Origin of the sequence: Klebsiella terrigena, from assembly GCF_006539725.1 — a bacterium.
GTDB classification, from domain to species: domain Bacteria; phylum Pseudomonadota; class Gammaproteobacteria; order Enterobacterales; family Enterobacteriaceae; genus Klebsiella; species Klebsiella terrigena.
On record NZ_BJNO01000008.1, the window covers coordinates 101825 to 121746 of the forward strand.

General features: G+C 56.3%; 16 protein-coding genes. 7 read left to right on the forward strand and 9 right to left on the reverse strand.

What is annotated here, in order from left to right:
- Positions 1-57: 57 nt before the first annotated feature.
- Positions 58-2766, forward strand: a complete 2709-nt coding sequence (gene cas3, locus RTE01_RS11760) for a CRISPR-associated helicase Cas3' (protein ID WP_409372337.1) — start codon at positions 58-60, stop codon at positions 2764-2766.
- A 54-nt stretch (positions 2767-2820) separates the two neighbouring features.
- Here the strand turns inward: cas3 and cysH are convergent, their stop codons facing one another.
- The 3 genes from cysH to cysJ form a co-directional block, all read right to left on the reverse strand.
- Positions 2821-3555, reverse strand: coding sequence for a phosphoadenosine phosphosulfate reductase (cysH, locus tag RTE01_RS11765; protein ID WP_041146958.1), 735 nt, complete (start codon positions 3553-3555; stop codon positions 2821-2823).
- 78 nt (positions 3556-3633) lie between these two features.
- Positions 3634-5346: an assimilatory sulfite reductase (NADPH) hemoprotein subunit gene (gene cysI / locus RTE01_RS11770; protein WP_141335040.1), complete on the reverse strand. Its 1713-nt coding sequence runs from the start codon at positions 5344-5346 to the stop codon at positions 3634-3636.
- Entirely contained in the window at positions 5346-7145 is a 1800-nt protein-coding gene (cysJ, locus tag RTE01_RS11775; RefSeq protein ID WP_134527468.1) for an NADPH-dependent assimilatory sulfite reductase flavoprotein subunit, read from the reverse strand. The genes cysI and cysJ overlap by 1 nt, the downstream gene beginning before the upstream one ends.
- Positions 7146-7464: 319 nt before the next feature.
- Here cysJ and queD point away from each other — a divergent pair, with 319 nt between their 5' ends.
- The 4 genes from queD (at position 7465) to RTE01_RS11800 (ending at position 10092) form a co-directional block, all read left to right on the forward strand.
- Positions 7465-7827, forward strand: a complete 363-nt coding sequence (queD, locus tag RTE01_RS11785) for a 6-carboxytetrahydropterin synthase QueD (RefSeq protein ID WP_041146961.1) — start codon at positions 7465-7467, stop codon at positions 7825-7827.
- Positions 7828-7907: 80 nt separating this feature from the next.
- Positions 7908-9179: an FAD-dependent oxidoreductase gene (locus RTE01_RS11790; protein WP_134527474.1), complete on the forward strand. Its 1272-nt coding sequence runs from the start codon at positions 7908-7910 to the stop codon at positions 9177-9179.
- Positions 9170-9430, forward strand: a complete 261-nt coding sequence (locus tag RTE01_RS11795) for a ferredoxin family protein (RefSeq protein ID WP_041146963.1) — start codon at positions 9170-9172, stop codon at positions 9428-9430. Before RTE01_RS11790 ends, RTE01_RS11795 begins: the two co-directional genes overlap by 10 nt.
- 86 nt (positions 9431-9516) lie before the next feature.
- Entirely contained in the window at positions 9517-10092 is a 576-nt protein-coding gene (locus RTE01_RS11800; protein WP_041146964.1) for a glycerol-3-phosphate responsive antiterminator, read from the forward strand.
- On the opposite strand, the gene RTE01_RS11805 is transcribed toward RTE01_RS11800, so the two are convergent.
- The 5 genes from RTE01_RS11805 to RTE01_RS11825 form a co-directional block, all read right to left on the reverse strand.
- Entirely contained in the window at positions 10089-10943 is an 855-nt protein-coding gene (locus RTE01_RS11805) for an electron transfer flavoprotein subunit alpha/FixB family protein (RefSeq protein ID WP_134527477.1), read from the reverse strand. The genes RTE01_RS11800 and RTE01_RS11805 overlap by 4 nt on opposite strands.
- Positions 10940-11722 (reverse strand): adenine nucleotide alpha hydrolase family protein, encoded by a 783-nt coding sequence (locus RTE01_RS11810; RefSeq protein WP_141335042.1) that lies wholly within the window; start codon positions 11720-11722, stop codon positions 10940-10942. Before RTE01_RS11810 ends, RTE01_RS11805 begins: the two co-directional genes overlap by 4 nt.
- Positions 11700-13049 carry an MFS transporter gene (locus RTE01_RS11815; protein WP_255313527.1) on the reverse strand — a complete coding sequence of 450 codons (1350 nt, stop codon included), beginning with the start codon at positions 13047-13049 and terminating at the stop codon, positions 11700-11702. The genes RTE01_RS11810 and RTE01_RS11815 overlap by 23 nt, the downstream gene beginning before the upstream one ends.
- 173 nt (positions 13050-13222) lie before the next feature.
- On the reverse strand, positions 13223-14677 hold the full coding sequence (locus RTE01_RS11820; RefSeq protein ID WP_115192016.1) for an FAD-binding oxidoreductase: 1455 nt from the start codon (positions 14675-14677) through the stop codon (positions 13223-13225).
- Positions 14678-14870: 193 nt separating this feature from the next.
- The gene (locus RTE01_RS11825) at positions 14871-15656 is read right to left on the reverse strand and encodes an SDR family oxidoreductase (protein ID WP_134527482.1); all 786 of its coding nucleotides are present in this window, start codon (positions 15654-15656) and stop codon (positions 14871-14873) included.
- A 318-nt stretch (positions 15657-15974) separates the two neighbouring features.
- Here RTE01_RS11825 and RTE01_RS11830 point away from each other — a divergent pair, with 318 nt between their 5' ends.
- On the forward strand, positions 15975-17273 hold the full coding sequence (locus RTE01_RS11830; RefSeq protein ID WP_141335044.1) for an MFS transporter: 1299 nt from the start codon (positions 15975-15977) through the stop codon (positions 17271-17273).
- A 25-nt stretch (positions 17274-17298) separates the two neighbouring features.
- Positions 17299-18777: an FGGY-family carbohydrate kinase gene (locus RTE01_RS11835; RefSeq protein WP_141335046.1), complete on the forward strand. Its 1479-nt coding sequence runs from the start codon at positions 17299-17301 to the stop codon at positions 18775-18777.
- A 38-nt stretch (positions 18778-18815) separates the two neighbouring features.
- Here RTE01_RS11835 and queE read toward each other — a convergent pair whose 3' ends face one another.
- Entirely contained in the window at positions 18816-19487 is a 672-nt protein-coding gene (gene queE, locus RTE01_RS11840) for a 7-carboxy-7-deazaguanine synthase QueE (RefSeq protein ID WP_041147731.1), read from the reverse strand.
- Between the last annotated feature and the right edge of the window lie 435 nt (positions 19488-19922).

Here is a 19922-nt window from a genome sequence, read left to right on the forward strand (position 1 = left end):
ACTCACCAGCTAAATTGAACTGCCAGCCCCCTGCAGCTTTGTCCGGGAAATCAAAAGATGATGACTGAAAGCCCGCAGTATCTCCGCTACTGGGGAAAAACAGCAAAAACAACGGATAGCAAGCATAACGCCTATCATCTCCTGGCATACCATTGCCTTGACGTCGCAGCCTGCGGATATTTCATCGTCAAAAACAATATTTTTAACACCAGAGATATATTAAAAGAGTGTGACATCTGCGGGACAGATGCAGAAAACTGGATCGTCTGGCTCTTTGCCAGCCACGACATTGGAAAATATGCCCGGGGCTTTCAAAAATATGCACTATTCCCGGACTCACCGTTAGTTCCTCCTATTAATAGCATTTCAGCTTTTGAACGGCATGATTCTTTAGGCTTTTATTTATGGGGGAAATTACTTGAAGAATGGTCTGAAGATAATAATGAAATTATTCCAGGTATTCCCCTGGAGAATCGTTCCAGTTTCAAAAGCGCCTTAAATATATGGATGCTCGTGAGCATCGGCCACCACGGAATCCCCCCTGATACGCTAAAAAATAGCAGCCCTCTGGCATTCAGCGACGAGGACATTGCGGTAGCAACGCATTACCTGGAAACAGTAAGTCAGCTATTTCCCTTTACGCTGCCTGCAGAATGGAAGGTCAAAGCAGGAAGAAAACGCTTAAAACAGCACAGCTGGTTTTTTGCTGGCATAGTCACCATCGCCGACTGGATGGGCTCGGATGAAACACAATTTCCACCGCTCAGCAGCCCCATGCCTCTAGAAGCCTACTGGCCTCTTGCCTGCGAAAAAGCTCAACGAGCCATCCTCAAAATCCCGCAGCGGTCACAACATAGCCGCTATCAGGACCATCAGGCGCTCTTCCCGTTTATTCATACTCTTACGCCTCTCCAGCAGCGAGCAAGTACGCTGGATATCTCTGCGCCGGGTCCGCAGCTGGTCATTCTGGAGGACGTTACCGGAGCAGGTAAAACCGAAGCGGCGTTAATCCTGACGCATCGTTTAATGTCCGCTAATAAGGGGCACGGACTCTACGTTGGGCTGCCGACAATGGCGACCGCAAACGCCATGTATCAACGGCTGACAGGGGCTTATCAGGCGCTGTTTACCAAAGATGCCAGGCCATCGCTGATGCTGGCGCATGGCGGCCGACAGATGTCGGATGCTTTTCGACAGTCGGTCTGGCAACCATCGGGGGAAACGGCTGAAGACTATTCTCGCGACGATGGCAACGCCGCCGGTGAATGCCATATCTGGTTTGCCGACTCGCGGAAGAAAGCGCTGCTGGCGGAAGTGGGGGTTGGGACCCTGGATCAGCTGTTAATGGCCGTCATGCCCTTCCGCCACCAGTCGCTACGCCTGCTCGGAATACGCGACAAGATTTTGCTGCTGGATGAAGTTCATGCCTACGATGGCTATATGGTGAAACTGCTGGAAGGATTGCTCCAATTTCATGCATCCCAGGGCGGAAGCGCTATTATTTTAAGCGCGACGCTCCCTGCCGCCTTACGGGAGAAATTGCTCAGCGCATTTAACAAAGGTGCGGGATTTGCCACTACCGAAACGGACAGTGATGCGGGCTACCCATGGTTAAGCCATCTATCTGCCACAGGGTTGAAAGAAGAAGCGCTCACGACACGCCCGGAAGTTCAGCGCACCGTTATCGTTAGCTGGATCCAGCAACATCGGGAAGCGCTGGAAATTATCTATCGTGCAGTCGAAGCCGGGCAATGCGTATGTTGGATCCGTAATACGGTTGATGAAGCACGCGATGGTTATCAGCAGCTGTTGCATGAAAAGCGCATCCCTGAACAGGACCTGCTACTTTTCCACAGCCGCTTCGCCTTTACCGATCGTATTGCCATTGAGAATAAAACCCTCGGCTGGTTCGGCAAAGATGCACCCGTTTCAGCGCGGCGGGGGAAAGTATTGATCGCCACTCAGGTTGTCGAACAAAGCCTCGATCTGGATTTTGACTGGATGATCTCGGATCTGGCGCCAATAGATTTGTTGATCCAGCGCGCCGGTCGACTTCAGCGCCATATCCGCACTGCCGGTGGGGAACGCAAAGCGATACTGCCCGATGAACGTCAGCCACCGATACTGCATATTTTAGCGCCAGAATGGCAGGAACAGGCTGGGCAAGGTTGGCTGGGAAAAGAGCTGCAAGGAACCGGCTTCGTTTATTCCGACCACGCCTGCTTATGGCGCACTCAGGCGCTGCTGCGTCAATATGGCGAAATCAGGATGCCGGAAAATGCCAGGGCATTGGTTGATGGCGTCTATGAACAGAAAATTCCTGCCCCAACCAGCTTACAGGCACTTTCTGACGTCGATTTCGGCAAGGTGCTGAGCCAACGTTCCGTCGCAACGCAAAACCTACTACGCCACGATATCGGCTACGATCGGGAGGCCAGCGATTTCTTATGGGATAAAGATCGGGAGTTTTCTACCCGTCTGGGCGAAGAGAGCGTTGATATCTACCTCGCCTGGCTGGATGAAGAAAATGAACTGCATCCTATCGTGATGGAGGGCGACTTCCGCTGGGAAATGAGCCGATTATCGGTACGTCTATCGTGGTGGAAAAAGAGATCGGCAGGATTTTTACTTCCCGGCGAGGAGGCGCTTGAACGATTTCGTAAGAAACAACATCGCCCGTCCGCGCAGGTGGTGCTGGTATCGTCAGAAGGTGAAGCGAGTTACTACAGTAAACGGGAGGGGCTAGCCAGTAATCCCCCAGGGTAAAAGTCCTGCACCAATACTCCCGGAAGCGGCGCGATGCGCCGTCCGGGACTTTTATCAACCCTCGTGCAGCCCGCACTCGCGCTTCAGGCCGAAGAAGCGCGTCTCTTCTTCCGCCATCCCCGGCTCCCATTTACGGGTGGTGTGGGTATCCCCCACCGAAAGGTAACCCTGATCCCACAGCGGATGGTATTTCAGACCGTGCTTCTGCAGGTACTGATAAACGGTGCGGTTATCCCAGTCGATAATCGGCAGCACCTTAAATACCCCGCGCTGAATCGCCAGCACCGGCAGCGTTGCCCGGCTACCTGACTGCTCGCGGCGCAGGCCGGCAAACCAGGTACGGGTGTTTAGCTCCTGCAGGGCGCGGTTCATCGGCTCAACCTTGTTGATGTCATTGTATTTCTCAATGCCGTCAACGCCCTGCTCCCACAGCTTGCCGTAGCGGGCTTCCTGCCAGGCTGGGCTGGTCTGCGCCCGGTAAACCTTCAGGTTCAGCTGCAGCTTGTCGGTTAGCTCATCGATAAACTGATAGGTTTCCGGGAACAGGTAGCCGGTATCGGTGAGGATCACCGGAATATCCGGACGGATCTGGTTAACCAGATGCAGGCTAACCGCCGCCTGAATACCAAAGCTTGAAGAGAGTGCGTAGTCGCCGGGCAGGTTTTCCAGCGCCCACGCCACGCGTTCTTCGGCGCTGAGCTTCTCCAGCTGAGCGTTGGTTTCTGCCAGCTGCAGTACGCGTTCAACTTTCGGCAGTTCATTTAGCGCGTTGAGATCGAGTACGGACATAGTTACCTCGTTATTTTCCCTTCACCTTATCCCCTTCCCGTCAACGGAGAGGGGATCGTCAGGCGTGGATAAAGACCTTTATTCCCAGAAATCACGGGCTGGATCGAGCACCGGGCGCACGATACCCGCACGCACCGTAAAGTCGCCGAAGCCTTCACCCGCTTCGCGCTCTTTCGCCCAGCGCCCGACCAGTTCATCAATCGAGTCGAGAATTTCCGACTCGGTAATATTTTCGCGATACATGCGCGGAATACGCGTTCCGCTGCGGTTGCCGCCAAGGTGCAGGTTATAGCGGCCCGGCGCTTTACCGATCAGGCCAACTTCCGCCAGCAGAGCGCGGCCGCAGCCGTTCGGGCAGCCGGTCACGCGGGTGACGATATGCTCCTCGCCCACCCCGTACTTGCTCATCACGCCGTCCACCTTATCAATAAATGACGGCAGGAAGCGTTCCGCCTCGGCCATCGCCAGCGGGCAGGTCGGGAAGGAGACGCAGGCCATCGAGTTTTCACGCTGCGGGGTGACGTTATTCATCAACCCGTGATCGCGAGCCAGCTTCTCGATCTTCGCCTTCTGATCTTCCGGCACGCCGGCAACGATCAGGTTTTGGTTGGCCGTGATGCGGAACTCGCCTTTATGGATCTTAGCAATCTTCAGCAGACCCGTTTTCAGCGGACGCCCCGGATAATCAAGGATACGACCGTTTTCAATAAACAGCGTCAGGTACCAGTTATTATCGATACCTTTTACCCAGCCAATCCGATCGCCGCGACCGGTAAACTCATAGGCGCGGATCGGCTCGAACTTAATGCCGGCACGGCGCTCAACTTCGGCTTTAAAGGTGTCAACGCCAACGCGTTCCAGGGTGTATTTCGTTTTTGCATTTTTGCGGTCGGTACGGTTACCCCAATCGCGCTGGGTCGTGACCACAGCTTCCGCCACGGCCAGAGTGTGCTCAAGCGGCAGGTAGCCGAATTCGCTGGCGGTGCGCGCATAGGTTTTCTTGTTGCCGTGCTCAATGGACAGACCGCCGCCGACCAGCAGGTTAAAGCCCACCAGCTTGCCGTTTTCGGCAATCGCCACGAAGTTCATATCGTTGGCGTGCAGATCGATATCGTTCTGCGGCGGGATAACCACGGTGGTTTTGAACTTACGCGGCAGATAGGTCTGGCCAAGGATCGGCTCTTCGTCGGTGGTGGCCACCTTCTTCTGATCGAGCCAGATCTCCGCGTAGGCGCGGGTGCGCGGCAGCAGGTGCTCGGAGATCTTTTTCGCCCATTCGTAGGCTTCAGCATGCAGCTGAGACTCGTTCGGGTTAGAGGTGCACAGCACGTTACGGTTCATATCGTTGGCCGTCGCCAGCGCGTCCAGCCCCACAGAGTGCAGCATCTGGTGCACCGGCTTGACGTTCTTCTTCAGAATGCCGTGGAACTGGAAGGTCTGACGGTTGGTCAGACGAATGCTGCCGTAGATGGTGTTATCGGCGGCAAACTTATCAATCGCCTGCCACTGTTTGGTGGTGATCACCCCACCCGGCAGGCGGCAGCGGAGCAGCATCGCGTGACGCGGCTCCAGCTTCTGCGCCGCGCGTTCGGCGCGGATGTCGCGGTCATCCTGCTGATACATGCCGTGAAAGCGGATCAGCAGGAAGTTATCGCCCCTAAAGCCGCCGGTAAGGGGGTCGTTTAAGTCTTCTGCGATGGTGCCGCGCAGGTAGTTGCTCTCTACCTTCATACGCTCGGCGTCGGTCAGTTTACCTTCGACCACCAGCGGTCCTGGATGTTTTTCGCTCATTAGTAGACATCTCGCTGATAACGGCGCTCAACGCGCAGCTCACTTAAAAATTCGTCCGCCGCTTCGGCGTCCATCGCGCCGAATTCGGCAATCACTTCCAGCAGCGTCCGCTCAACGTCTTTCGCCATGCGATTGGCGTCGCCGCAGACATAAATATGGGCACCGTCATTAATCCAGCGCCACAGTTCGGCCCCCTGCTCGCGCAGCTTGTCCTGAACGTAGACTTTTTGTTGTTGATCGCGGGACCAGGCCAGATCGATGCGGCTCAGTACGCCCTCTTTGACGTAGCTTTGCCATTCAACCTGGTAAAGGAAATCTTCCGTAAAGTGCGGGTTGCCAAAGAACAGCCAGTTCTTGCCCTCGGCGCCTTCCGCCGCGCGCTGCTGCATAAATGCGCGGAATGGTGCAATGCCGGTACCCGGGCCAATCATGATGACCGGCGTCTGCGGGTTCGCAGGCAGGCGGAAGTTATCATTGTGTTCAATAAAGACGCGGACTTCGCCATCTTCTTCCACGCGATCGGCGAGGAAGCTGGAGGCGCCACCGGCGCGCGCGCGGCCTTCAATATCATAGCGCACCACGCCAACGGTCACGTGAACTTCGTTTTCCGTTTCCGCCTGCGACGAGGCAATCGAGTACAGGCGCGGCGTAAGCGGGCGCAGCAGGTCAATCAGCGCCTGGGCATCCAGCTGTGCCGGAGAGAAGCGCACCATATCGACGATCGGCGTGGTGGCCGCGTAGTGTTGCAGCTGCGCTTTATCGCCCACCAGCGGCAGCAGCGTTTCGCTGCGCGTTAGGGTGGCATAGTTCTCCACGATGTTGGCGGTGTTCACCGTCAGCTCAAAGTGCCACGTCAGCGCTTCGGCCAGCGGCAGCGTCTTACCGTCTACGCTCACCGGCTCGTCGCCCTTCAGCCACAGCAGTTCGGCCAGCTCGTTGACCAGCGCCGGATCGTTCTGATACCAGATGCCCAGCGCATCGCCGGGCTGATAGCGCAGGCCGGAGTCGCCAAGATCGATTTCAACGTGGCGCACGTCTTTTTCTGAATCACGGCCGGTGATTTTTTGGTTTACCGAAAGCGTCGCGGTCAGCGGCGCTTCTTTGGTATAGGGGCTGGTATGAATGTCATTGACCGCGCCGCTTGTCGCCAGCTGAGCCGGCGTCGCCGCCGGCGCACGGGCTTTCAGCACCTCGACCACGCGGGTGCGCCATTCGGCCGCAGCGCCCTGATATTCAACGTCGGAGTCAACGCGATCGAGCAGACGCTCCCCGCCCAGCTCGGCCAGCCTGCTGTCGAAATCTTTACCCGACTGGCAGAAGAATTCGTAGGAGGTATCGCCCAGACCAAAGACCGCAAAGGCGGTGCCTTCGAGCTTCGGCGCTTTTTTCGAGAGCAGGAATTTATGCAGCGCGACGGCCTCTTCCGGCGGCTCACCTTCACCCTGGGTTGAGGTCACGACGATCAGCAGTTTTTCGGAGGCTATTTGTTTGAATTTATAGTCGCCTGCGTTAACCAGCTTGACGTTCAGCTGCGCTGCCTGAAGGTCGTCACGCAGCGCTTCGGCCACGCGGCGGGCGTTGCCGGTTTGCGAGGCGGAAAGCAGCGTAATGCTTGGGACTTCCGCAGCCTGGGCCGGAGCGGCAGCCACCGCGCCGGAATGCTGATTCAGCACGCCCCAAAAATAGCCGGAAACCCAGGCAAGCTGGGTCGGTGTGAAGTCTGTCGTGGCCGCCTGCAGGCGCGCCATTTGCTCCGGGTTGAGCGGGAGCAAATTGGAAGATGGGACCTGTGTCGTCATGCGTCGTTATGTTCCAGTAAGCAAAGCTGTTATTCGCACCCTGTCAGCGCGGCAAAAACAGAAGAGAATGTAAGGGTAACGGCGCAGATAGTAACAATTAAAGAAGGGATGGAAATAACAAATAACCAAATGGACTAACCTGTTTTACCTATAGTTATTAACAACAAAATCGATTAAATAACCACATGAAATATAAAGAGATAATATGCATCAGTTCGGTGAATGTGGCGATTTTCCGCTCAGGGCCGTTTTAGTTAATGCTAAAAAATGTACTTTCCGGTACCCTACGGCGGTTTTTTTGTCTTATTGAGAGTAAAAGATGTCCACCACCCTGTTTAAAGATTTTATCTTCGAAGCCGCCCACCACCTGCCCCACGTACCGGAAGGTCATAAGTGCGGTCGCCTGCACGGTCACTCTTTTATGGTGCGTCTGGAGATTACCGGCGAAGTCGATCCGCATACGGGTTGGATCATGGATTTTTCCGAGCTGAAGGCCGCCTTCAAGCCGACCTACGATCGTCTGGATCACTACTATCTGAACGATATTCCTGGGCTGGAAAACCCGACCAGCGAAGTGCTGTCGCGCTGGATTTGGCAACAGGTTAAGCCCGTAGTGCCGCTGCTGAGCGCGGTGATGATTAAAGAGACCTGCACGGCGGGCTGCATCTATCGCGGCGAGTGATTAAAGCCTTTGTGTCGATGGTCAATATTCCTTAGATAACGCCATGTTAGCCTAGATGCTCTCGGTATCTGGGGCGCAATATGGCTGACGATTTTGATATTATTATCATCGGTGCAGGGATAGCCGGCACCGCCTGTGCTCTACGCTGCGCGCGGTCAGGACTTTCGGTCCTGCTGCTCGAACGCGGCGAACTTCCCGGCAGTAAAAATCTCTCCGGCGGGCGCCTGTACTGCCGCGCGCTCGCCGAACTTCTCCCTCATTTTCAACAATCCGCCCCGCTTGAACGTCGTATCACCCAGGAAAACCTGACCCTGCTGACCGACGATGGCGCCACAACCTATTCCAGCCTGCAGCCCAGCGGTGACTCCTGGAGTTTACTGCGCGCCCGTTTCGATCCGTGGCTGGTTAGCCAGGCCGAAGGTGAAGGCGTGCAGTGCGTGACCGGCGCGACGGTCACGGCTCTGTATCGCGAAAACGGCCGGGTTTGCGGGGTCATTTGCGATAATGAAACGCTGCGCGCCCGCTACGTGGTGCTGGCGGAAGGGGCCAACAGCGAGCTGGCGGAGCGCCACGGTTTACTCCCGCGCCCGTCCCCAACCGCCATGGCGCTGGGGATCAAAGCGGTGCTGGCAATAGAGCGCAAGGCGCTGGAAGATCGTTTCCGCCTTGAGGGCAATGAGGGAGCGGCCATGATATTCACCGGCGGGGTCTGCGGGGATTTACCCGGCGGCGCGTTCCTTTATACCAATCAGGAGACGCTCTCATTCGGTATCGTCTGCCCGCTCTCCTCGCTGGGCAAAGGGACGGTACCTGCCTCCGGGCTGCTGGATCGCCTCAAATCCCATCCAGCCCTGCGCCCTCTGCTGCAGGGCAGCGAAACGCTGGAATACGGCGCGCATCTGGTACCTGAAGGCGGCCTGCACGGCATGCCGACGCAGTATGCCGGGGATGGCTGGCTGCTGGTCGGCGACGCGCTGCGCACCTGCGTCAATACCGGCTTCACCGTGCGCGGAATGGACATGGCGTTAATCGGCGCCCAGGCGGCGGCGCAAACGTTAATCCACGCCTGTCGGCACGGCGCGCCGCAAAATCTGTTTGCGCAATATCAGCAGGAGATCGAGCGCAGCCTGCTGTGGGAGGTGCTGCAGCGCTATCGGCACGTTCCCGCGCTGCTGCAGCGCCCCGGCTGGTATCGCCGCTGGCCCGCGCTGATGGACGATATCTCCCGCGAACTCTGGCAGCAGGGCGAAGGCCCCGTCCCGCCGCTGCGTCAGATAGTCTGGCGTCATCTTCGCCGTCACGGCCTGCATCATCTGGCAGGCGATCTTGTCAGGAGCTTACGATGTCTGTAGCGCGTAACGTCTGGCGCCCCGCCGCCGACCCGCATATTGTCCCGACGGCTGCGCCCGACCAGGAAGTCGTCGAACGGCTCATTGCATCCTGTCCCGCCGGGCTTTTTTCACGGACTGCGGAAGGCGGCATGCAGGTCGACTACCGAGGATGCCTGGAGTGCGGCGCCTGCCGGCTATTATGCGATGAGGCAACGCTCAAAGAATGGCGCTATCCTGACTCTGGATTTGGTATTACATTCCGTTTTGGCTAATAAAACGACGCTAAATAATTCAGGTTGCAGGAGGGCTAGCGCATTCGCAGCCTGAATGATGACGAGAAAAATATGAAGGACACACCATGCCCCTGTTACACCTGCTACGACAAAATCCGGTCATCGCGGCCGTCAAAGATAACGCCAGCCTGCAGTTAGCCATCGATTCCGAGTGCCAGTTTATCTCCGTGCTGTACGGCAATATCTGCACCATCAGCAACATCGTGAAGAAAATCAAAAACGCCGGTAAATACGCGTTTATTCATGTCGACCTGCTGGAGGGGGCGTCGAATAAAGAGGTGGTGATTCAGTTTTTGAAGCTGGTTACCGAAGCGGACGGGATCATCAGCACCAAAGCGCCGATGCTAAAAGCGGCCAGGGCGGAGGGCTTTTTCTGCATTCATCGCCTGTTTATCGTCGACTCTATTTCCTTTCACAATATCGACAAGCAGGTGGCACAGTCCAATCCGGACTGTATTGAAATCCTGCCGGGCTGCATGCCAAAAGTGCTGGGATGGGTGACGGAGAAGATTCACCAGCCGCTGATTGCCGGCGGCCTGGTCTGCGACGAAGAAGATGCGCGTAATGCGATGAAAGCTGGCGTGGCGGCCCTTTCAACCACCAACACCGGCGTCTGGAAATTAGCGAAGCAGCTTAACTAATCGTGCGCGCTGGCTGCCAGTGCTTCAAGCACCGGTAGCCAGTCATCCACGATGCCTACATCTGCCTGGGAGAACACCGGCGCGCCGGCGTCATGATTAATCGCCACGATAAATCGGCTATCGCGCACTCCCGCCATCAGCGCCGCCGCCCCCGATGCCCCCGCCACAATGCAGATATCCGGGGCCAGGAGATGGCCGGATATCCCCACCAGGCGATCGGCATCATGCTCACCATTCATCACCCGCGCTCGGCTGTAGCCCGCTTCCGCGCCCAGATTTTGCGCAAGCACCGCGATGCTTTCCGCATCGGCCTCCTCGCCGCCCTGCCCAACAACCAGCACCCGCTCCGCCGTGGCTAAAGGATGCGCTCCCGTGCGCTCAACGCGCTCAATCTCCTTCAGCCAGTCGGGCTGCGCCGCGGGGACGATACGGCGCTCCGGCAGGCCGCAAGGTAAATCCCCGGACGCCTTCCCCCCGGCCTGGCGCGCCAGTGAGAGGCACAGCGGCCGGGCGCTCACCTCCAGCGTGGCCGTCAGCGCGTTGCCCCAATGAGGCTTCGTCACCCAACCTTCCGCCGCGTTCAGCGATTGCACCTGACATACGCTACTTCCCCGCAGGCGCCAGGCCAGCCGCGTGGCCAGCTCATCGGCCAACGCCCCCTCCGGGAACAGCACTATATCCGCCGGCGTCTGCCGCCACTGAGCGACCAGCGCATCCAGAAGCTGCCCGGCGACCTCCGCCCCGGCGTCTGACGTCCAGCGCTCGAGATCCGCCGAAGCGAGATCGTTTGCCGCCAGCCAGCCGCCTATCGCGGCGCTGTCGCCGGCCGTCATCACTATCGCAATCTTCATGGCCGCATCCTCTGGCATAAATAGTTCTCCCACAGCGCCCTGGCTTTCTCCTGCGCCGTCGCGCCCTCCACGATAGCGGCCGCGCGCCGCTGCGCCGGACGAGTCAGACGCAGGCACCGTACGTCGGGCTGCGCCTCAGCGGTCGCCGCCTGGCGCACGATATCCGCCTTTGCCGCCACCAGGCGCTGGCGCATGCCGGGCACCGGGAGCGCCACTTCGCCGCACTGCCTGACGGCAATCACCGCCGGTAGGCGCACCCGGCAGCGGCGGATACCGGCGTCCGTTCGCTGCTCGACAACGGCGAAAGGCGGTTCGAGCGTAAAGCGTTCAACCTGGTTGAAACAGGGCCAGCCGAGCATTTCCGCCAGCAGAAAAGGCGTCTGACCATTTTGCCCTTCGCTGCTCTGACAGCCGGTCACGATCAGCTCTCCGCCGTGGCTACGCTGCCAGTCGGCAATCTGTCCGGCGATAAACGAGGGCGCGAAGCGCAGATCCGCAGCCACTTCCAACAGCACCCGCTGGTCAAAGCCCAGCGCAGCAAAGTAGCGCAGCCAGTGCAGCGCGCGCTCGTCGCCAATACTTAATGCGGTCAAGGTCATCCCGCAGCCCGCGCCGCGCTGGGCCAGCAGCAGCGCGGCGGCGGCCTGCTCATCGGCGCCGATGGCGCTGCGCAATAGTGAGACATCCGGCCCGCAGGTATCCAGTGCGGCGGCCTGCCAGTCCTTTTCAGCCAGCATGCCGGCGTCCGGCTCAGGCTTAAACGCCAACAGAATGTTCATTCGCTCCTCCTTGTCTTTTATCGCCGCTCCCGGCGGCCACCAGCGGCAGCGCTTTGGTTTCCGGGGCCCACAGCCAGGTCACTACAAAGCCGATCAGCAGTACGCCGGCCAATAGCAAAAGGGTAACCGTCATTCCCCACTGCGCCAGGGTCCAGGGCAGCAGGCCAGTGCTGATGGCGGCCCCAAGCCGGCTCATGGCGGTTGCGAAGCCAACGCCCAGCGAGCGGATATCCGTAGGAAAGCTTTCCGCCGGTAAAATCCCCACCAGGTTGCTGACCGCCGAAATCGTGGTGCTGAATAAGATAAAAAGCAGCAGCGTCCAGTGGCTGCCCGCCGGCAGGCAGGCCATAACGATTAGCGTCGCCGCCAGCAGCAGAAAGCTGCCGAGCAGGAAATGACGGTGGGCCAGCAGATGGGTTAATACCAGGCCCAGCAGCGCGCCAACGATCAGCAGCGCATTCAGCATCAGGCTGGCGGTCAGCGCATCTTCAAGACCGATGGTTTCCGCGATGGTGGGCAGCCAGGTATAGATAACGAACCACGGGATCACCAGGCAGACGAAAAAGATGCTGTTAAATGCCGTTCGCCGCCAGTAGCGCGGTGAAAATAGCGTTCCGATCCGTTTATTGGTTGCCGCCACTACCTCATCGCCAAGCAGCACGTGCGGGCCAAAACAGCGGCGCACCACGGCGTGGGCCTCGGCGAAACGGCCCTGGCGCAACAGCCAGCGCGGAGACTCCGGCGTCCCCCAGCGCAGCAGCGTGATTAGCAGGGCCGGCAGCGCGGACGAGGCCAACAGCCAGCGCCAGGCTTCCGGGTTTTCGCTAATAAAATGGTGCCCGGCGAGGCTTGCCAGAACGTAACCAATGGTCCACACCACGCTAAACGCGCCGAGCAGGATACCCCGATGCCGGCGCGGCGCGAATTCGGCCAGCAGCGTATGGCCCACGGAGTAATCCCCGCCCAGGCCAATGCCTATGAGGATCCGCAGGCCAATGAGCTGTTCAGGTGTGGTGGCAAAAAACTGTAGAAAAGAGGCGACGGTAATCAGGACAAAGCTGAGATTGAATATCTTCTGCCGGCCAATGTGATCCGAGACCCACCCGAGGATCAGGCTGCCGATAAACAGGCCAAGCAGCGCCGCCCCGCCGATCATCCCGGCCATAAAAGGCGTCAGGCTCATGGCGGGGGTCAGCTGGATAATGGCGTAACCGATGACGCCGAGGACATAGCCGTCAACCAGATGCGCGCCGAAGGTTAATGCGGCAATGCGGCAGTGAAAGCCGTTTAGCGGCAGGTCGTCCATTCGCACCGGTGAAGCGTTCATTTCTCCCCCTTCATGATCCGGTAAAAACGGCTTCCCGGTGGAGAAGCCGTATATAGCCGTCAGATTTCAAGCCGCCTGCTGCGTTTGCTTTCCCCTGTCACATCGCAATCGTTGCTCCAGGGGATTGGCATTTTAGGGCCCGCAGGTGAGCCGAATTATTTTGGCTATCGCTCTTATTTTTCAATCGGGTAAATCGTTCCGGTATTCATGATACCGTTTGGATCAAACTGCTTCTTCAGCCCTTCCAGCAGCGGCCACGCGCTGCCGTGCTCCAGCTTGCTCCAGTGAACGCGGTGTTTACCAATCCCGTGGTGATGCACCATCGAGCCGCCGAGGCGAATGGTCTCTTCGCAAATGATCTTGTTGAGCGGGTTGTGGTACTTATCAATCTCCTCCTCCGGCTTACAGTCCACCACGTTGTAGTCGTAGACGAAGTACATGTTGGTGCCGTTCATATAGCTATGAGAAGAGTGGCCGCCCAGCATGGTGATATCGTCGGCGTGCGGGAACTCGGTGCGGATGCGGTTGAGAACGCTTTCGTAGATCTCATTGATGCAGCTCCAGCAGCCCGATACCTCGGTAGTAAAGCCCATGTTGCCGGTTTTGAGGATCTGCACGCGTTCGGCGGCCACTTTTTCCGGGCCCCAGTTGAGGTGGTTAAACCAGGTTTCAATCAGCTTGCTGTCTACGCGCTGGCACTGCGGATAGCGCGCAACGACCTGCGCAATGCCTTCGCCGGTGGCTTTCGCTATCAGCGGGTTGCCTTCAGCCATAAAGATCAGCACGCATTTGCCATCGGCAAAATGAGTAAAGTGCTGGGTGCCATCCTCGGCATCGTACAGGCGGGCAATTGACGGACGATAGCCCTCCACCATGACCTCGCGCAGGATGCTGAAGCCCACCTTCATATCATCCAGAACGTAGCCGTAGAACAGGTTATTTTCCGGCGTGAACCTGAAGATTTTCACCGTCACTTCGGTGATATAGCACAGCGCCCCTTCGTTGCCGATGATGATATGGCGAATATCCGGCCCGGCGGCACGCCGCGGAACGTTTTTGATGCGGGTGACGGTGCCATCGGGCAGCACGGCCTCCAGCCCGACCACCATATCTTCGATTGCCCCGTAGAGCGTGGAAAACTGGCCGATGCTACGGGTTGCCACCAGTCCCCCCATCTGCGCCAGCGGCTTAGACTGCGGCGAGTGCCCGGTAGTGTAGCCTTTTGCCCGCAGCGCGTTTTCGAGGATTTCCAGCGGCACGCCGCACTGCGCGGTTGCCTGCATATTTTCGATATCAATATTCAGGATTTGGTTCATCCCGGCGCCGTCCAGCACCACGGAATTTTCCACGACGGTTTCGAGGCCACCTTCGGTCGCCGAAGCGCCGGTACGCGGGACCCCGTTGATTTTATGCTGGTTCATAAAGGACAGCACGCTTGAAACCTGTTCGGTGGAGCCTAGCTTGACGACCGCAGCGGGCAGCGGCAGCGTAAAGACGCCGTGGATATCAGCATATTTACGAAAGCGGTCAATACTGTTGCGCTTTAACACGGTTTCATCGGTAATCACGCGATCGGAACCGACAATTTCTTTTAACTGATCAACAATCGCTTCACGGGATAAAGACATAGTAATACCTTCCTGATAATTAATTCGGAATAGACGCGGCATCACTCAAGCTACTTCTTTATTAACGGCCGGCATAAACCCCAATCACCTCGGGTGCGATATTCACGGGTAATTATTTTATTTCAGCCTCGATGCATATTGAGTGATATTACGTAACACAATAAATAAAAATACAGAAACCACCGATTGAAAATTAACGCACCAGATAACCGCCATCGACCACCAGCAGATGACCGTTAACATAATTGGATGCCTGACTGGCTAAAAATACGGCTGCCCCCATGAGATCCTGAGTATCACCCCAGCGCTTTGCCGGAATATGGTCCAGAACGCGCTGATTGGTTTCCGGATTACTGCGGGTAGCCAGTGTGATATCTGTTGCATAATAGCCAGGGGCGATGCCGTTGACCTGGATATTATACTGACCCAGCTCGTCGCAATAGGCCTTAGTGAAACCGGCAAGCGCATGCTTAGTTGCTGAATAAGCCGGTGACCACTGGCCGCCGAGGTAAGAAAATAACGAGCAGATATTAATAATTTTGCCGCTATTTTGCGGGATCATAATTTTTGCCGCTTCATGGCTGAGTTCGAACGGCGCCGTCAGGTTAACATCGATCATCGGATCCCAGTCCGCCCGCCCGAAGTCCAGCACCTTATTGAGCTTACAAATCCCGGCATTGTTAACCAGGATATCGACCGTGCCAAAGCGTTCACAGCAGGCGGCGATGATCCGCTGCGGCGCGCCTTTGGCGGTAATATCCACCTGCATAAACTCAACTTCAACGCCCTGTTTTTCAATAATTTCTTTTGTCTCTCCGTTGTCCTTGACGACGCTTGGGATAAACAGATTCGCGCCGGCTTTCGCTAGCGCCATGGCAAAGGCCTGACCCAGTCCGCTATTGCCGCCGGTGACAATTGCCGTTTTACCTTTCAGAGAGAAGAAATCCATTGAGAATGCGTTAAGAGATTCGATTGACATAGTTGGCTCCAAATTCCTTTAGGCAAAAAAAAAGAAAGGTAACTTCCCCCACGAGAGGGAAGTTACCTTTCTCATTGTCTCTGGTAACTGAGCTAATTTTTTAGCACAGCGCTCAGGCAGCTAATGTGATCGCAATCACAGATAAATATTTCACTCATAAATTAAGCGTAAAACTACGAAGCGTGATTATTCTCACACTAAAACCCACGCTGACATGTTATTCATAATCGCAATTACTAGAGACCAGAGAAAAGTAATCCACCTGCAAAGGCGGCTTACTTTTCTCTTTTTTTCGTCTATTCAAAATGAGATCACGATATGCAACAGAATTCATATCGCCGTTGGATAACGCTTGCCATTATTAGTTTTAGCGGCGGAGTCAGCTTTGACCTTGCCTATTTACGCTATATCTATCAAATCCCAATGGCAAAATTTATGGGATTTAGCAATACCGAAATAGGCTTAATTATGAGCACCTTTGGTATTACTGCTATTATTCTCTATGCACCCAGCGGGGTTATTGCCGATAAATTCTCGCACCGCAAAATGATTACTTCGGCGATGATCGTGACCGGTCTGCTCGGTTTAATAATGGCAACCTATCCACCGCTGTGGGCCATGCTTTGTATTCAGGTTGCCTTTGCCATCACCACCATTCTGATGCTGTGGTCCGTTTCAATTAAAGCCGCCTCGCTGCTCGGCGATCATAGCGAACAGGGGAAAATTATGGGCTGGATGGAGGGGCTGCGCGGCGTTGGCGTTATGTCGCTGGCGGTGTTTACCATGTGGGCTTTTTCCCGCTTTGCGCCCGACGATAGCAACAGCCTGAAGGTCGTTATCCTGATTTACAGCGTGGTTTACATCCTGCTGGGGATATTGTGCTGGTTCTTTGTCAGCGACGCCCCCCAGCGCAGCGGCGCGGCGCAGGAAGAGAAAAAAGCGTTTCAGCTAAGCGATATCCTCGCCGTCCTGCGCATCAGCACCACCTGGTACTGCAGCATGGTCATCTTTGGCGTCTTTACCATCTACGCCATCCTCAGCTACTCCACTAACTACCTGACGGAAATGTACGGTATGTCGCTGGTGGCCGCGAGCTATATGGGGATCGTCATCAACAAAATCTTCCGCGCGATTTGCGGCCCGCTGGGCGGCATTATTACCACCTACAGCAGAGTCAAATCCCCGACCCGCGTCATTCAACTGCTGTCGGTCGTGGGGGTTCTGGCGCTGGTCGCTCTGCTGGCCACCAATTCAAACCCGCAGTCCGTGGCGATGGGGATCGGCCTGATTCTGCTGCTGGGCTTCACCTGCTACGCTTCGCGCGGGCTCTATTGGGCCTGCCCCGGCGAAGCGAGGACGCCGGGCTATATTATGGGAACAACCGTCGGTATCTGCTCGGTCATTGGCTTCCTGCCCGACGTTTTTGTCTATCCGATCGTCGGCCACTGGCAGGACACCCTCCCCGCCGCAGACGCCTATCGCAACATGTGGCTGATGGGCCTGGCCGCGCTGTGCATGGTGATCCTCTTTACCTTTTTGCTGTTTCGAAAAATACGCCGCACCGACGCCACGACGGCACGCGAGGCATCGCTTGCCGCAGAGACTGTCGGCGAGTGAGGGTGAAAATTAAAGGAGAATAATAATGTCGAAGAAATACATCATTGGAATCGATGGCGGGAGCCAGAGCACCAAGGTCGTGATGTACGACCTGCAGGGAAACGTGGTGTGCGAGGGAAAGGGCCTGCTGCAACCCATGCACACCCCGGACGCCGATACGGCGGAGCATCCTGATGATGATTTGTGGACCTCGCTTTGCCTCGCCGGGAAGGATCTAATGAGCCGGTTTACCGGCCAGAAAGAGGATATCGTCGGCATCGGCCTCGGCTCAATCCGCTGCTGCCGCGCACTCCTTAAAGCCGACGGTACGCCCGCGGAACCGCTGATTAGCTGGCAGGACGCCCGCGTCACCCGGCCTTATGAGCACACCAATCCCGACGTGGCCTGGGTCACCTCATTTTCCGGCTATCTGTCGCACCGCTTAACCGGTGAGTTTAAGGACAATATCGCCAACTACTTTGGCCAGTGGCCGGTGGATTATCAAACCTGGGCGTGGAGCGACAATGAGGCGGTTGTTAAGCAGTTTAATATTCCACGCCGGATGCTATTCGATGTGCAGATGCCCGGCACGATTCTGGGTCATCTCACCGGCCAGGCGTCCCACGCAACCGGCTTCCCGGTAGGATTGCCCGTTATCTGCACCACCAGCGATAAGCCGGTTGAGGCGCTCGGCGCAGGGCTGCTGGATGACGAAACGGCGGTTATCTCATTGGGCACCTATATCGCCCTGATGATGAATGGCAAAGCGCTGCCGAAAGATCCCGTCGCCTACTGGCCGATTATGTCCTCCATTCCCGAGACGCTGCTGTACGAGGGATACGGTATTCGCAAGGGGATGTGGACGGTGAGCTGGCTGCGGGACATGCTGGGCGAATCCTTGATTAAGGACGCCGGGGCCCAGGGCCTGTCGCCGGAAGATCTGTTAAATAAAAAGGCCGCAGCGGTGCCACCGGGCTGCAACGGTTTAATGACCGTGCTGGACTGGTTAACGAATCCCTGGGAGCCCTATAAACGTGGGATCATGATCGGTTTTGATTCCAGCATGGATTACGCGTGGATTTATCGCTCCATTCTGGAGAGCGTTGCGCTGACGCTGAAAAATAACTATGACAATATGTGCAATGAAATGAATCACTTTGCTAAACATATCATCATTACCGGCGGCGGTTCGAACAGCAACCTCTTTATGCAGATCTTCGCCGACGTATTTAACCTGCCGGCCAGGCGTAACGTGATTAACGGCTGCGCCAGCCTTGGGGCGGCAATCAACGCCGCGGTTGGATTGAGTTTATATCCCTCATACCAGGCAGCGGTTGAAAATATGGTGCGGGTAAAAGATACCTTTATGCCGATAGAGAAGAATGCCAGCAGGTATGAGGCGTTAAATAAGGGAATTTTCAGGGAATTAACCACCTATACGGATACGATTTTGAAAAAGTCGTATGCGGTCACCCACGGTAGTCTGGAAAATGTTGACGCGATTCAAAGCTGGTCGAACGCGTAGTGGACGCGCCGGGTAGTACGTAGCTACCCGGCGATTAATCAGGCAATATTCAGGTACTTATGCGTTTGCATCGACAGCCGCCAGTTGCGGGCGATGCAGGTCTCGATACAGAGACGCGTCGCATCCTCTTTCTGGCTGATAGGCTGCAGAGCGATAATCCGCGGCTTGTCGTCGGTCAGCGTTTCCAGCAGTTCATCCAGCGCTTCGATATCGCGCACGCGACCCACCGGATGCTTGATTTCATCCGCGCGCAGCAGCGCCTGCGACAGCACGTCGTAACCGCCGCGCATGTTGACCTTAGGGGAAACCGTCACCCAGGCTCGCGGGCTGCAGCGCACTTCATGGGTGCCGCTGGTTTCAATCTGGCAGCTGAAGCCGTTATGCTCAAGCAGGGTCGTCAACGGGGTGAGATCGTGGATGCAGGGCTCACCGCCGGTGATCACCACGTGACGAGCGGTCCACCCCTGGCGGCCAATAATCGCCAGCAGATCTTCGCCGCTGGCCGGGCCCCATTTATCGCTCTCTTTGGTTTTCGCCAGAATGCTAAACAGCGACACTTCCCGATCGGCAAGTTTGTCCCAGGTATGTTTGGTATCGCACCAGGCGCAACCAACCGGGCATCCCTGCAGGCGAATAAAAATGGCGGGCACGCCGGTAAAGTAACCCTCGCCTTGCAAGGTCTGGAACATCTCGTTAATCGGGTACTGCATAATCATCTCTGTTTAGGTTCTAAACGATCATTATCGCAGATTTGCACGCCCAGGTCTTGTCCTCAGCTGCGATGGCGTGCGCTTCACTCCACCCAGCCCTAAGGCCAACCATCAGAAGATAAAACTGCGGTTATTGTTCCTCTTCACGCCGCCAGATTTATAAACTTTCCGCCGCCGGGTAATAATTCATTTTATTTTTTAGATTCACGCCTTTGATGTAACCAAATGTTTTAAGTATTACATTTTATAAAAATTTAAAAAACCGATCGTTAAATAAAATAACCATTAAAATCATACATGTACAAACTGATACATGAAAGATCGAATCTTTATAAATAGCCTGATGTCGAATCCAATCGGCGCCCGTTCATAACCTTAATACCGTCTTAAGGAATGGCCTAAATGGCCCATTTGCCATTTACCCGCCGTTTAGTT

Coding starts and splice junctions, on each gene's coding strand:
- cas3 (WP_409372337.1), top strand. CDS start 58: ATGATGACTGAAAGCCCGCAGTATCTCCGCTACTGGGGAAAAACAGCA.
- RTE01_RS11800 (WP_041146964.1), top strand. CDS start 9,517: ATGCCCCTGTTACACCTGCTACGACAAAATCCGGTCATCGCGGCCGTC.
- RTE01_RS11815 (WP_255313527.1), bottom strand. CDS start 13,049: ATGAACGCTTCACCGGTGCGAATGGACGACCTGCCGCTAAACGGCTTT.
- cysI (WP_141335040.1), bottom strand. CDS start 5,346: ATGAGCGAAAAACATCCAGGACCGCTGGTGGTCGAAGGTAAACTGACC.
- RTE01_RS11795 (WP_041146963.1), top strand. CDS start 9,170: ATGTCTGTAGCGCGTAACGTCTGGCGCCCCGCCGCCGACCCGCATATT.
- cysH (WP_041146958.1), bottom strand. CDS start 3,555: ATGTCCGTACTCGATCTCAACGCGCTAAATGAACTGCCGAAAGTTGAA.
- RTE01_RS11805 (WP_134527477.1), bottom strand. CDS start 10,943: ATGAAGATTGCGATAGTGATGACGGCCGGCGACAGCGCCGCGATAGGC.
- queD (WP_041146961.1), top strand. CDS start 7,465: ATGTCCACCACCCTGTTTAAAGATTTTATCTTCGAAGCCGCCCACCAC.
- queE (WP_041147731.1), bottom strand. CDS start 19,487: ATGCAGTACCCGATTAACGAGATGTTCCAGACCTTGCAAGGCGAGGGT.
- RTE01_RS11835 (WP_141335046.1), top strand. CDS start 17,299: ATGTCGAAGAAATACATCATTGGAATCGATGGCGGGAGCCAGAGCACC.
- RTE01_RS11820 (WP_115192016.1), bottom strand. CDS start 14,677: ATGTCTTTATCCCGTGAAGCGATTGTTGATCAGTTAAAAGAAATTGTC.
- RTE01_RS11830 (WP_141335044.1), top strand. CDS start 15,975: ATGCAACAGAATTCATATCGCCGTTGGATAACGCTTGCCATTATTAGT.
- RTE01_RS11790 (WP_134527474.1), top strand. CDS start 7,908: ATGGCTGACGATTTTGATATTATTATCATCGGTGCAGGGATAGCCGGC.
- RTE01_RS11825 (WP_134527482.1), bottom strand. CDS start 15,656: ATGTCAATCGAATCTCTTAACGCATTCTCAATGGATTTCTTCTCTCTG.
- RTE01_RS11810 (WP_141335042.1), bottom strand. CDS start 11,722: ATGAACATTCTGTTGGCGTTTAAGCCTGAGCCGGACGCCGGCATGCTG.
- cysJ (WP_134527468.1), bottom strand. CDS start 7,145: ATGACGACACAGGTCCCATCTTCCAATTTGCTCCCGCTCAACCCGGAG.